Origin of the sequence: Staphylococcus capitis subsp. capitis (genome assembly GCF_040739495.1) — a bacterium.
GTDB lineage: Bacteria > Bacillota > Bacilli > Staphylococcales > Staphylococcaceae > Staphylococcus > Staphylococcus capitis.
Genome location: NZ_CP145263.1, coordinates 1,653,866 through 1,666,576, shown reverse-complemented (window position 1 = coordinate 1,666,576; position 12,711 = coordinate 1,653,866). Strand labels below are relative to the sequence as shown.

The 12,711-nt window shown below is 32.2% G+C and carries 13 protein-coding genes; 9 read left to right on the top strand and 4 right to left on the bottom strand.

Features of this window, described 5'->3' with window-relative positions:
• The first annotated feature begins 144 nt into the window (after positions 1–144).
• The 4 genes from cyoE (at position 145) to V6C74_RS08265 (ending at position 3,231) form a co-directional block, all read left to right on the top strand.
• Positions 145–1,056, top strand: coding sequence for a heme o synthase (gene cyoE, locus V6C74_RS08280; protein ID WP_016898772.1), 912 nt, complete (start codon positions 145–147; stop codon positions 1,054–1,056).
• A gap of 25 nt (positions 1,057–1,081) precedes the next feature.
• A complete protein-coding gene (locus tag V6C74_RS08275; RefSeq protein WP_002452975.1) occupies positions 1,082–1,543 on the top strand; it encodes a DUF420 domain-containing protein in 462 nt (153 codons plus the stop codon).
• 188 nt (positions 1,544–1,731) lie between these two features.
• Positions 1,732–2,778: a CAP domain-containing protein gene (locus V6C74_RS08270; protein WP_103175555.1), complete on the top strand. Its 1,047-nt coding sequence runs from the start codon at positions 1,732–1,734 to the stop codon at positions 2,776–2,778.
• Positions 2,779–2,796: 18 nt separating this feature from the next.
• Positions 2,797–3,231: a YlbF family regulator gene (locus tag V6C74_RS08265; RefSeq protein ID WP_002452977.1), complete on the top strand. Its 435-nt coding sequence runs from the start codon at positions 2,797–2,799 to the stop codon at positions 3,229–3,231.
• Between the two features lie 230 nt (positions 3,232–3,461).
• Here the strand turns inward: V6C74_RS08265 and V6C74_RS08260 are convergent, their stop codons facing one another.
• Positions 3,462–4,388 (bottom strand): glycerophosphodiester phosphodiesterase, encoded by a 927-nt coding sequence (locus tag V6C74_RS08260; RefSeq protein ID WP_002452978.1) that lies wholly within the window; start codon positions 4,386–4,388, stop codon positions 3,462–3,464.
• A gap of 231 nt (positions 4,389–4,619) precedes the next feature.
• On the opposite strand from V6C74_RS08260, the gene V6C74_RS08255 reads away from it, so the two are divergent.
• On the top strand, positions 4,620–4,862 hold the full coding sequence (locus V6C74_RS08255) for a DUF2129 domain-containing protein (protein WP_002452979.1): 243 nt from the start codon (positions 4,620–4,622) through the stop codon (positions 4,860–4,862).
• Positions 4,863–4,883: 21 nt separating this feature from the next.
• Here the strand turns inward: V6C74_RS08255 and V6C74_RS08250 are convergent, their stop codons facing one another.
• Positions 4,884–5,273, bottom strand: coding sequence for a hypothetical protein (locus V6C74_RS08250; RefSeq protein WP_002452980.1), 390 nt, complete (start codon positions 5,271–5,273; stop codon positions 4,884–4,886).
• Between the two features lie 67 nt (positions 5,274–5,340).
• Between V6C74_RS08250 and rsmD the strand changes: the two genes are divergently transcribed.
• Together rsmD and coaD are read left to right on the top strand one after the other, a co-directional pair.
• Complete coding sequence (gene rsmD / locus V6C74_RS08245; protein ID WP_002452981.1) at positions 5,341–5,883, top strand: 16S rRNA (guanine(966)-N(2))-methyltransferase RsmD; 543 nt, start codon at positions 5,341–5,343, stop codon at positions 5,881–5,883.
• A 1-nt stretch (position 5,884) separates the two neighbouring features.
• Complete coding sequence (coaD, locus tag V6C74_RS08240; protein ID WP_002452982.1) at positions 5,885–6,370, top strand: pantetheine-phosphate adenylyltransferase; 486 nt, start codon at positions 5,885–5,887, stop codon at positions 6,368–6,370.
• A 69-nt stretch (positions 6,371–6,439) separates the two neighbouring features.
• On the opposite strand, the gene V6C74_RS08235 is transcribed toward coaD, so the two are convergent.
• Positions 6,440–7,573, bottom strand: coding sequence for a nucleotidyltransferase (locus tag V6C74_RS08235; RefSeq protein WP_002452983.1), 1,134 nt, complete (start codon positions 7,571–7,573; stop codon positions 6,440–6,442).
• Between the two features lie 126 nt (positions 7,574–7,699).
• Between V6C74_RS08235 and V6C74_RS08230 the strand changes: the two genes are divergently transcribed.
• Complete coding sequence (locus tag V6C74_RS08230; RefSeq protein WP_016898770.1) at positions 7,700–8,257, top strand: DUF177 domain-containing protein; 558 nt, start codon at positions 7,700–7,702, stop codon at positions 8,255–8,257.
• Between the two features lie 75 nt (positions 8,258–8,332).
• The gene (gene rpmF, locus V6C74_RS08225; RefSeq protein WP_002435373.1) at positions 8,333–8,506 is read left to right on the top strand and encodes a 50S ribosomal protein L32; all 174 of its coding nucleotides are present in this window, start codon (positions 8,333–8,335) and stop codon (positions 8,504–8,506) included.
• Between the two features lie 275 nt (positions 8,507–8,781).
• On the opposite strand, the gene V6C74_RS08220 is transcribed toward rpmF, so the two are convergent.
• Positions 8,782–12,567 carry an NEAT domain-containing protein gene (locus V6C74_RS08220; RefSeq protein ID WP_002452986.1) on the bottom strand — a complete coding sequence of 1,262 codons (3,786 nt, stop codon included), beginning with the start codon at positions 12,565–12,567 and terminating at the stop codon, positions 8,782–8,784.
• Positions 12,568–12,711: the final 144 nt, after the last annotated feature.

The window sequence follows — 12,711 nt, the reverse complement described above, 5'->3', positions numbered from 1 at the left end:
AACAAGAATACCATTTTTAATTGTGTCACAAAATCGACGATTTATAATGTCGCTAAAGTGTCACAATTTAATTTTATAAAACCTAGTCTTTTAGTAAAATATGCTATATCATTGTACTATATGAAAAATTCAAGGAGGGGAACTATGAGCAAAGAACACACTTTGTCACAGGATACGGGCCGAGTAACCTTCAAAGAATTACAACAAATTATTAAAATGGGCCTCGTTCAAGGTAACTTGATACCTGCATTTGCAGGCGCTTGGCTTGCAGTTGTAATGACAAACCATTCCTTCCTATCGTCTATTCCTCAAATATTATTGATGATTGTTGGTTCTACATTAATCATGGGGGGCGCATGTGCTTTAAATAATTATTATGATCAAGATATTGATAGCATCATGCCTAGTAAACAAGGTAGACCAACTGTAAACGATAGAATCTCAGATAAAAACTTATTAATATTAAGCTTTGGTATGATGTTAATAGGTGAAGCTTGTCTTTTCTTATTAAACGTACCATCAGGCGTTTTAGGTTTAATAGGTATTGTAGGATATGTTTCTTATTATTCAATTTGGTCTAAGCGACATACAACTTGGAATACAGTTGTCGGAAGTTTTCCTGGTGCTGTACCACCATTAATTGGTTGGGTAGCTATCGATGGCAATATTAGCTTAGCAGCCATTGCGCTATTTTTAGTTGTCTTTTGTTGGCAACCAGTTCATTTCTATGCGCTTGCAATTAAAAGAAGTGACGAATATTCATTGGCTAATATTCCAATGTTACCATCAGTTAAAGGTTTTAAACGCACTAGAATTAGCATGTTTATTTGGTTAGTCTTCTTATTACCTTTACCATTCTTATTATCAGACTTAGGTGTAACATTTGTAGTCATTGCTACATTACTTAATCTAGGATGGTTAGCTTTAGGATTGACTACCTTTAAGAAAGATTCTGACCAAACAAAATGGGCGACAAAAATGTTCATTTATTCATTGAACTACTTAGTTGTATTCTTCGTACTTGTTGTTGTCGTTTCATTAATAAAAATGATCTAAATTTACTTAAGTAAGGATGAAACTTATGAGCGTACCTATTTTACCCACGATAAGTACTTCGTGTATCGTCATTAGTGCAATCTTAGTTGCTATTGGATGGAGATTAATTTGGAAACGTCAAATTGATAAACATAAAAAAGTCATGTTATGGGCAGCAATTTTTGCATTAACTTTCTTTATTATTTACGCTAGTAGAACTATTTTTATTGGAAATACTGCATTTGGTGGTCCAGCTTCAGTGAAAATCTACTACACCATCTTTTTAGTTTTCCATATCAACTTAGCTACTATTGGCGGTATATTAGGATTATTACAAATTATTTTAGCTTTTAAAGATAAATTTAATATTCATAGAAAGATTGGACCGGTTGCGTCGATAATTTGGTTCTTCACAGCAATCACTGGTGTAGCGGTGTACATTCTATTGTATGTACTTTACCCAGGAGGAGAAACAACTTCGTTAATCAAAGCAACACTAGGACTATAATTTACTTATTCGTTCTTTCTATTCAATGTATACTGATAAAACTTCATTCTGGGTTTTGTCAGTTTTTTTAAATTTTAATTTATTATTGCACTAAACTGTGAATTAGCGCAGAAAGCTTAATCGCTTGTCTTGATAATTAATAGAATATTTTTGTACAATAAACTTAATTCTGAAGAGGTGGGTGAGTAATGAAAAAGTTAGTTATCAAAGTAGTAGGTGTCATTTTTTTAATTACTTTTTTAATTTATTTATTTTACTCACCACGTCTTAAATTTGATGTGTTAGAAAATCCAAATAAAAGTCATAAAAGTAATCACTCAGAACAATTCCAAAAGTCTAATAAAAATGTTGAAAATCCTAAACCTAAACAAGGTATCGGCACTTGGATAGGTAAGGATATTAAATTTATGACTAAACACTACGGTCAAGCTGATCGCACATATCCATTTAAATATGGTTATAAAAATTACATATTCAAGAAAGATAAGCAATATTATATTGTAAGTACTAAGAAAGATATCATTACCTCAGTTTATGCAACCGGAAAAGATGTCAAAGTTGATCCGTTATCCATTGGCGAGAGTGCTTCACACCTTTTTGAAAATACAAGCATTAATCCTGAACCAACGATACAATCTAAAGGTAAGACGTATCGATTTGAAATGTCAGATGAAGACATGAAAACTCAAACATTAATTAAATATGGTAATATTTACGCACAAGTTTACTCAGATCAACAATCAAATAAAATTTTAGCAGTTCGATTTTTAGATTCTGATACATTAGCAGCCTTACAACCATACAAACTCAATACAGATGAAGGGGATAGCTCGGAGTCTAAAGACAAAGAAACACCATTCGAACAAACCCCAAATCAACTTATTACACTTTATGAAGTAGCTAATCAAATGAGAGAATTAAAAGGTTTAAAACCTTTAAAAATTAATGATGATATCGCACACATAGCTTCAATTAATTTATACGAAGCAACTGAAAAAGGTACAGATAGTGCTGAATTCACTGAGAGTGCATTAACACAACAACTCGATGAAAACAATGTGTCTTACTCATCAACGAGTCAGAATGTAGGGTATGATTTTGATGATGTACCAACCTTAATTCATAGTTGGATGAACTCAGATATCCATCGCTCTCGCATGTTAAATAATAAGTATGACGAAATGGGCGGAGAGGTCATGAAAGATTATTATTCATTAATTTTCTTGGAAAAGTAAAAACGAAAGGGTGAAAAAATGATTACTGAAGAAACATTATCCATTTTAGATGAGATAGAAAATCTATCTGATATGATTGTTCAATCAGAAGTATATCAAAATTATCAATATGCTAAAGAAAATTTAGAAAATGATGACGAAGCACATCTACTTTATCAAGCATTTTTAAAGTCAAAAGATCAATACGATGATGTCATGAGATTTGGTAAATATCACCCTGACTATAAAAGAATTATGATGGAAACACGTCAACGTAAGCGTGCATACGAAATGTTACCTGTTGTTATGGAATATAAAACAAAGGAAGTTGCATTACAAAATTTAATTGATGAAGTACTCACAAAAATTGCTTTTGCAGTTTCAGAAAACGTAAAAATAGAAGCAGGGAACCCTTTCTTCCAAACAGGGCATAACGGGTGTGCAACTGGTGGATCTTGCAACTGTTCATTGTAAATGTTGATGAAGGAACATATGAAGAGCGTACAATATTTGTAAATAAAAACACTTTCGGTGAATATAAAAATGTCATCGAAAGTGTTTTTTATCTGATTAAGATGTGATTTATGATGATATATCTACTAAAAATGATGTAATCCTACAAAGAGAAAGAAATATAAATTTATAAGTGTCATTATTTTTATATTGAGTCTCAACTCTATCGAGAAACCTTAAGCTGTAACATCTTATTTTTTAAGAAGTGTTTCTTTAAATTGTTTAGCTAAGTCAGGGCGGTCAGTAACTAAGGTATGAACGCCTTTATGATACAAGTCTGTCATTAAATCAATACTATTAATACCATAGAAACCTGGTACGATATTATTAAGATTTAGCCATTCAATAAAACGTTTAGATGTTAAAGGCACACCTTTAAATTCAGTTGGCATTTGAAATGTATCAGCTTGAGGCGTAAATGTATTACCAAGCATACTATTAAATTTTAAGAACCCTTCAGCTACTTCAGCTTGACTTGCACCGACAGCTATTTCTCCCTTACTATACTCGACAAAACGTCGAATTTGAGTTTTATGAAAACTTGTTACGAGTACGCGATCTTGGGCTTGATGTTTAACAATATTATTGTACATGATCTCAGGAGCAAGACGCCCTTCGTACGTATTGGGAGCATCTTTTAAATCAACATTGATATACATGTTTGGGTACATCTCTAATAATTCTTCAAATGAAAGTATTTTAGCGTGTGGATCATTGCGATAAGGCGTAGTACCATTAATATCTGTAAAATGATAGCCTGCGTCTAAACGTTTTAATTCTTCTAATGTATGTTCACTTACTTTCCCTGAACCATTAGTAGTACGGTCGACAAGTGCATCGTGAAAGACAATTAATTTACCATCTTGAGTTAAACGTACATCTGTTTCGAAACCATCTAGACCGTATTCTACAGCATTGTCGAATGCTAATTGAGTTTGTTCGGGACGAACCGCCATACCACCTCTATGGGCGAATAAATAGGGTGCTTGACCTGAGAAGAATGCTGGAATAGACTTAGCCTGTTTAGGTGCTTTATTTTTATTAAAATAAAACAAACTACCTATGATACCAGCCGTTGCTAAAGAACATTTGACTAACCATCTTTTATTATTACTCATTTATGAGCCTCCTCTTTATTATAAGACATAGCTTAACAAATATTTTCTTATTATTAAAAGTATAGTACCTTCATTTCATATAGTAATGATTTTATTCTTTTTAAAAATTAATGGGCATAAGAATCATCTTTAATAGAAAAGATATGGTGTTTCAAGAAGAATCATAGTCATTTCAATACAAACATAGACGTGATATGATTACTTATGTATAAATAATGGAGTGAGCAAGATATGAATTTAATTCCTAGAGTGAGTTTAATTATTTATTTAAAACATATTAAGCATGAACGACAAATAAGAAAGTATGGACATATTGTTCATTCAAATAGACAAAGAAAATATGTAGTGATGTACGTCGATGAAGCGGATGCTGATTATGTAGTGCACAAACTTATGCAGCTAAAATATGTGCGAGATATTGACGGATCGCCTTATAAGTTCTTAAAGAAAACTTATGAGAAGGAAAAAACATGAAGTGTCATAAACACTCATGTTTTATTGCAATGGTGGAATCCAACGCTGTAGACGTAATACACTGATAAGATAGTTGAAATATAAGTCTAGGTCAGGGTATGTTTCTGGTGGTTGAACATCAATGCCTACAACTGGGATATCATACTTTTCAGCTTCAGTGTTAATGATATCAAATTTCTTATTTCCATCAGGATATGGATAGTTTAGAGCATTGACCATGATATACATGGCTTGGAAGTGGTTACCAGATGTTGGATTCATTATCATTGCTACTGAAGATAATTGTTTCTCAGATTGTGGCGAATGAAAGTAAATGATGCGATTGATACGAGGGTGATTGTATTCGATGAGAGTGGTAAACTCGAATAAATCTGTTAAACCTTCACCGATTTTGATAAAAGATTGTTTCATATTTTAATCATTCTCCTTTGATACAACAAATTATATTAAATAACTTATTGAAATGGAAGTGTAAGCGATGCGCGTAATAGCAGGGAAGCATAAAAGTAAAGCGTTAGAGAGTCTTGAAGGGCGAAATACAAGACCTACTATGGATAAAGTGAAAGAAGGCATTTTTAATAGTTTGCATGAAGTTTCAGGTATAGGTTTAGATTTATTCGCCGGAAGCGGTGCATTAGGTATAGAAGCTTTGTCACGTGGTATGGAGAAAGTTATTTTTGTGGATCAAAACTTTAAGGCTGTTAAAGTCATTAAAGCTAATTTAAATCAATTGGATTTAATGACTCAAGCTGAGGTATATAAAAATAATGCCGATAGAGCACTAAAAGCACTTGCTAAACGTGATATTCAATTTGATGTCATTTTCTTAGATCCCCCTTATAAAAAGGGGTTGATTGATGAAGCAATTGAACGAATTTCGGAGTTTAATTTATTAAAAGAAAATGGTATTATCGTTTGTGAGTTTAGTAATCATGAGGATATCAAATATGAGCCGTTCCAAGTGATTAAGCGTTATCATTATGGTTTAACAGATACTTTGTTACTTGAAAAAGGAGAATAATATGAGTAAGACGAGAGCAGTTATTCCCGGTAGTTTCGATCCTATTACATATGGTCATTTAGACATTATAGAGCGAAGTGCCGATCGCTTTGACGAAATTCATGTATGTGTATTAAAAAATAGCAGCAAAGGTGGAACATTTGATTTAGAAGAACGAATGGATCTAATCAGAGATTCCGTTCAACATCTATCAAATGTCGAAGTTCATCACTTTAATGGCTTGCTAGTTGATTTCTGTGATCAAGTAGGAGCAAGAACGATTATTAGAGGTTTACGTGCAGTGAGTGACTTTGAATATGAATTACGTTTAACTTCAATGAATAAGAAGTTGAATAATAACATTGAAACAATGTACATGATGACAAGCACAAATTATTCTTTTATTAGTTCAAGCATTGTAAAAGAGGTAGCAGCCTATAAAGCAGATATTTCAGCATTTGTGCCACCAAACGTCGAAAAAGCATTAAAAGATAAATTTGATGTTTAAAAAATAACCATTTCAACACATTTTACTGACAGAAATTCAATCAGTGAAGGTACGTGTTGAAATGGTTATTTATTTGCAAATAATAGGTGTGTTGAAATCTGTTTGCGATTGACTGCTGATTAGGTTATAAACGTTTGTAGCTTTAATTTCATTATGAAAATAATGGGCATTTTTTTTATTTAAGTTAGTGATGAAATGACGATAAGGAAATTTATTTTTTAAATATTTTAAGTAATTTCTGCCAGTATCATTCATACTTAAAATTCTGACAGCATTGATTTCTTTGCTGACATCTTGACCAGATATATTCATTAATACATTCATAAGAATGCGTTGTATGTGAGTATATGTGTAACGTTTGGTTTTAAGATTTTCCATTAGTTCTCTATGTGAGTGACTCACTTGAACCATCGACTTTAAACGATTTTCGAAGCCTTCATTGACAGTGTATATTGATGCTAGAGAATCAGCATCCTGTATTGTGAGTTGATATTTAATAAGAGGAAATGTATCTTCGATTAGAGCGTGAGGTTTTTGATATAAAGCGTGTGCTGATTCGGGAACCACACGTTTCCATTCATTATCGCCATTTGTTAGAGATTGACGAATTGATGTACCACTTGCAAAAGTATGATGTTGTATTTCAGAGTGATGATGGTGGGAACCTTCACGTTTAATTGTCATAGCTTTTATATGTGGCGCCAATTGTTTGATTGCTTTGAGATAACTCAACCCTAGCAGATTGTTCGGCGATTGAATGAGTTCATGATGATGGGTAAGTTCGCTCAATATACGAGGGTAACTCTTTCCTTCTTTAAGTTTACTTTTAAAATCAGGGTGACTTTCAAGAGTTGAAATATAAGTCGCAAGTTGCTGTAGTTCCTCTATATCAGCACTTTCACTTCCAAAAGAAATTTCATCAATATCTAAATAATCAGCTACTTTGATAGCCATTTCAGCGAATGTATCTCCTGAAGAAAGACTAGCTATTAAAGGCAATTCCACGACCAAATCAACGCCAGTGAGGGCCATTTGAGCACGAGTAAATTTATTATAAATTGCAGGTTCTCCACGCATAACAAAGTTGCCACTCATCAACGCAATTGTTAAATTTGAATTGGAGTGTAATTTAGTTTGTTGTGCGTGATACAAATGTCCATTATGAAAAGGATTATATTCAGTTATGAGCCCAACACTTTTCATTTGCATTTCGTCCTTTCAATATTCATCATTAGTATTGTAACAGAACAATATATGTTAAGAAAAAATCTTGACAACTTTTGTTGGGAAAGTTAAAATAAATTTTGTGCTTGTTAGAGGTGAAGCCATATGAAATGGTCAATAACACAATTGAGAAAGTATCAAGGTAAGCCGTTTGAGTTTAACCAAAAGGCTCATTTTGATCATTTGAAAGAGTCATTAGATTTAATTGATCTATCAGAAATAAATGTTGAAGGCCAATTAACAGTGAAATCTAATGAAGTAATTGCAGACATGCATGTGACTGGTACATATACTATGCCATGTGCACGTACTTTAGAGCCAGTAGATGTGCCTTTAGATGTAACTACTTCAGAAGTATTTGACTTAGAAGGCTATGATAATTATACCGATGATGACGATCAAGAAGATGAACATTATCATCTTGTGACTGATGGTATGATTAATATTAAAGACATTGCTGAAGAACTTGTAATTATTGAAAAGCCTATGCGTGCCTTTTCTGAGAATAGTGATCAAATGCTAACAGAAGGTAATGGCTGGGAAGTCATTGATGAAGATCAATTAATTGAAGTTCAAAAAGAACAAGAAAATGATGATTCTGAAACTAAGCAAATTGATCCAAGGCTTCAGAAATTACAACAATTATATGATAAAGAGCAATAGCAGTTTAATTAATGGTATAATAGTATTAATTGAACTGACATTTTAATTAAGTGTCTATTCTAAGGAGGATTAATCATGGCAGTACCAAAAAGAAGAACGTCTAAAACTAGAAAAAATAAACGCCGTACGCATTTCAAAATTTCAGTACCTGGTATGACTGAATGCCCAAGCTGTGGCGAATACAAATTATCTCACCGTGTATGTAAAAACTGCGGTTCTTACAATGGTGAAGAAGTCGTTTCTAAATAATAAATATATCTATTTATTTCTATCCAGTAATCTTACTAAGGTTACTGGATTTTTTAATTTGTTATATAAAATAAAGAGTGGGACAGAAATATAATTTGTTATAATTATTTTCGTTGTCCCACCTCGGCAAGGATGACTAGGATTGAAAGAAGCTTGATATAAGCGCACTTTTAATTCAGACATCTACTGCCAATATGTTAAGTGAGGCTGAGACAATTAATTATGTCTCAGCCTCGAAAATAAATTATTTATTAATCATGCGCGTAATGATGATATTAATGTTTGTTGTCTTTACGTTGCTTTCTATTAATGAGTAACGTACAACCTAAGAAAGCTAATAAACTTGCCCAAATCGTTGTTTGAGAAGAATTTAAACCTGTATTAGGTAAAGTTTTAGATTTATTAGTTGATTGAGCCTTGTTTGACTTGCTATCTTTAGTAACTGTTACCGTTGTAGTTTTAGTTTTTGTAGTAACCTTTGTAGGTTTAGTTGGACTCTTAGTATTTGGTTTTTCTGTATTAGGAGTTGGAGTAGGTTCTGCTTTTTTATTGAATTCGTTATTGACTATTCTAATATCGTAATTTCCTTTATAGCCAATTTTAGGTACTTCAACACTTACAAATGCGTTATAAACCTTTTTGCCCTCTACATAAGGGAACGTTACAGTACGTGTGTTATGTTCTTTATCTCTTGCTATTGTAGTTACACGTTGACCTTCAACTTTAAATTCTTTCCAATAAGAATCATTCTTGATTGTTAAAACGACAAGTTTATTACCTTTGTCATCTATAGCAACTTTGAAAGGTTTTTGAATATAACTTTCTATGATAGAAGGTTGATCTTTTAATTTTTTCAGTATAGAAAAATCAACGGCTTTTTCTTCTTTTAACATTGTAGGTATTGTTGTAGCACTCTCAAACTCTGTTATATTTGGTTTTACTACTGTTGTCGTTTTTTGAGTCTCTACAGGTTTTGTATTTGGTGTTTCAACAGGTTTCGTAGTTGATGTATCTGTTGGTGTTTCGACCGTTTTATTAGTCGGCGTTTCTACTGGCTTTTCTATAGGGTTAGTAGTTGCATTATTAATGTTAGAATTACTATCTGTAGGATTGTTCGTTTGGTTAGAATCAGCTTTTGGTTTCTCTATAACAGGGAAATCAAGTACTAATGTTGTGCCTACGTCATTTCCTTCTTTGTCTAATTTCGATACCACTTTAGTGACAAGTTGGATTTTATCTAGTAATTTATCAGTGGTTAAAACTGCTTCTTTAACTTTATTACCTTGATCAGTTAAAGATACATTTTCGCCATTATGCGTAATTTTAGAGAATTGATATTTAGTTCTCTTAGTAATCAATGAATTACCATTTGCCTCTTTAACTTTAAAAGTATATTGATACTTGTCCCCAACTTTTTCAACTTTAAAATCTTTTTCAATCAAATTAGCGTATGTTGAATCTTGATTATTATCTTTTTGATATTTTAAATCACCTTTGACTGTTATAGGATAAGTTTCTGGAACCTTGTTTGCATCTACTACATGATCATTAAATTCTGGTGATGCTGGTGTTTCAGGTGCCTTTTCAACAATAGGGAAGTCAAGTGCAAGAGTAGTATCTACTTCATTACCAGCTTTATCTTGTTTAGAAACGACAGTCGTTTTAAGTTGGATTTTATCTAGTAATTTATTAGTAGTTAAAATTGCTTCTTTAACTTTATTACCTTGATCAGTCAATGTTACATTTTCGCCATTATGCGTAATTTTAGAGAATTGATATTTAGTTCTCTTAGTAATGAGCGAATTACCATTTGCCTCTTTAACTTTGAAAGTATATTGATAATTGTCCCCAACTTTTTCTACTTTTACATCCTTTTCAAATAAATTAGCATATGTTGAATCTTGATTATTATCTTTTTGATATTTTAAATCACCTTTGATAGTTACAGGGAAAGAAGTTGGAACTTTTGTTGTTTCTACTTCGTGGTCTGGAACTGGTGATTGGGCAGTGCTATTAGTTTGAGTAGTAGGTTGTTGATTCTGAGATGAAGATGATGCCGGTTTTGTTGTTTTAGCTGGCTTAGATGGACGTTCTTTTGGATCATTCCATAAGTCATTATTAAATTGGCGTGCACTATCATAGTATAATTGAAGTGTAACGTCATGAGCTTGATCTCTACTTTTATTTGGATTGTTAATATTTTCAGGATATTTAGTTGTGCCTGTAAGTTGAATTTTCTCCAATAAATCTTTAGAAGTTACAGTGAACTCTTTTATTTTATTCTTTTCATTGATTGTTTTTAGTTCTAATGGTTGGTCTTTATATTCTACTTTAAAAAGTTCGAAATCATAAAATTCTCCGCCTACATCCGCAATTCCAGGATGTAAGTGAACAGTGTATTTATAGAGGTCATTTAATTTTTCGATTTTTACATTAGGGTTTAAAGCACCTTCATATAAAGATGATTCTTCATTATTAATTGCATTTCTAAAATGTCCGCTTACAAAAATTGGTAATTCTTTATGTAATTTATTTTTATCATACACCACGTCTTTATATATATTTTTATAAGTCGTAGCTTGATAATCTTTTGCGGTCACTTTTTTCGATGAATTATTGTCTTGTGATGCGTTTGAAGTACTTGTTTCTGTTGGTGTGGTTTTATTTTCTGTTGAATCACTTAAAACAGGTTTTTTCGCAAATTCATTATTTTGAATTCTCACATGATATTGACCATCATATCCTATATTTTTAACTAAAACTTTCACGATAGCGTTGTATATATCTTTACCGTCTTCATAAGGGAAAATGATTGTACGTGTATCATTCGTTTTATCACGAGAAATAGTTACTACACGTTTACCTTCAACTTTTAAATCTTTCCAATATGAGTCAGTTTTAGTTTGCATTACAACATATTTTTTACCATCAATAGTTGCTGTTTTAAAAGGATGTTGAACAAAACCGTCCATAACTGAAGGGTTATCTTCAGTGCTTTCAAGTACCACAAAGTCTGCATTTTTTTCGTCAGTTAATGTTTTAGGAGTTGGTTCTACATTTTCAAACTCTGTTTTAGCGGATGTTACTTCTTGCTCTAAATCACTTTTAGCTTTAGCAAGTTTTTCTTTATATTCTTGTTTTAAATGATCAGGTAATTTATCTTGTATCTTTTCTAATTCATAAACTTGTCTTTCCAGTGTTTTAGCTTTTCTGTAGGGTTCTAATAATTTTTCAGTATCATATTCCTGTTGAGTTTGGAATTGAGATGTATCATTTTGAATAGGCTGTTTAAATACTAATCTCGCATCATAATTATCTCTGTTGCTACCTCCCCATACAATAGTAGCAAGAACTCTGACTTCTTTAGTTCCGTCTGTAACTGGAAATCTTACATATGCATAATCTTTCTCTGAATCAAATGAAACAAGATTTACGGGTAATTTAGTGTCACCATTATATACTTCCAATTTTTCAAATGAATCTGCCGTTTGAACTTCAAGTTCAACTTTTGCCCCATCTCTAGCAAAGATGACATCGGCTGGATTTTTTGTGCTCGCTTCAATATAGAAAGTTTTTTCACTACTACCTTCAACACTAAATTCAATAGGACGTCTAGGTCCTTCATCATGTGGTTGGTTTGCGACTGCTGGGTCTTTAATTGCTTCTTTTAAATTATCAGCAGAGTGAAATTGAGTTTGTGCACTTTGGTTAGTGCTTGAAGCGGATGGTGTTTGATTGCTTGCATTATTATTTGTATTATTTTGAGAAGTAGGCGTGCTTTGTGTGCCAGTTGTAGCTTGAGTAGTATGACTTGGTTGAGTTTGATTAGTTGAACTTGAAGTAGAAGACGTTGTTGGGTTAGCTGAATTAGTATTTTGTCCAGAAGAAGTAACCGTATTAGTACTAGGTTGGGAAGTAGTATCTTCAGCAGCTTGTGCTTCGTGATTAGTACCTAGAAAGATTGCAGTTCCTAACGTTATTGAAGCTACTCCTACAGTTAATTTACGAATTGAAAAGTAATTGGTATACCTCAATGAATGATTCTTATGATGTGTGTTCATGATGTTAACAACTCCTGAAAATAAATTTCTAATTGATAAATCTTATCAATTAGCTTAGGGTTATTATACACTATTTATTTTAAATTTGAATAGTATTTTAAAAATATTTTATTGATTTAATTTTATAATAAAAAACAAGTACAT

Bases quoted from the DNA above. Each gene is read 5' to 3' on its own strand.
- cyoE (WP_016898772.1), top strand. From the start codon at position 145: ATGAGCAAAGAACACACTTTGTCACAGGATACGGGCCGAGTAACCTTC.
- V6C74_RS08275 (WP_002452975.1), top strand. From the start codon at position 1,082: ATGAGCGTACCTATTTTACCCACGATAAGTACTTCGTGTATCGTCATT.
- V6C74_RS08270 (WP_103175555.1), top strand. From the start codon at position 1,732: ATGAAAAAGTTAGTTATCAAAGTAGTAGGTGTCATTTTTTTAATTACT.
- V6C74_RS08265 (WP_002452977.1), top strand. From the start codon at position 2,797: ATGATTACTGAAGAAACATTATCCATTTTAGATGAGATAGAAAATCTA.
- V6C74_RS08260 (WP_002452978.1), bottom strand. From the start codon at position 4,388: ATGAGTAATAATAAAAGATGGTTAGTCAAATGTTCTTTAGCAACGGCT.
- V6C74_RS08255 (WP_002452979.1), top strand. From the start codon at position 4,620: ATGAATTTAATTCCTAGAGTGAGTTTAATTATTTATTTAAAACATATT.
- V6C74_RS08250 (WP_002452980.1), bottom strand. From the start codon at position 5,273: ATGAAACAATCTTTTATCAAAATCGGTGAAGGTTTAACAGATTTATTC.
- rsmD (WP_002452981.1), top strand. From the start codon at position 5,341: ATGCGCGTAATAGCAGGGAAGCATAAAAGTAAAGCGTTAGAGAGTCTT.
- coaD (WP_002452982.1), top strand. From the start codon at position 5,885: ATGAGTAAGACGAGAGCAGTTATTCCCGGTAGTTTCGATCCTATTACA.
- V6C74_RS08235 (WP_002452983.1), bottom strand. From the start codon at position 7,573: ATGAAAAGTGTTGGGCTCATAACTGAATATAATCCTTTTCATAATGGA.
- V6C74_RS08230 (WP_016898770.1), top strand. From the start codon at position 7,700: ATGAAATGGTCAATAACACAATTGAGAAAGTATCAAGGTAAGCCGTTT.
- rpmF (WP_002435373.1), top strand. From the start codon at position 8,333: ATGGCAGTACCAAAAAGAAGAACGTCTAAAACTAGAAAAAATAAACGC.
- V6C74_RS08220 (WP_002452986.1), bottom strand. From the start codon at position 12,567: ATGAACACACATCATAAGAATCATTCATTGAGGTATACCAATTACTTT.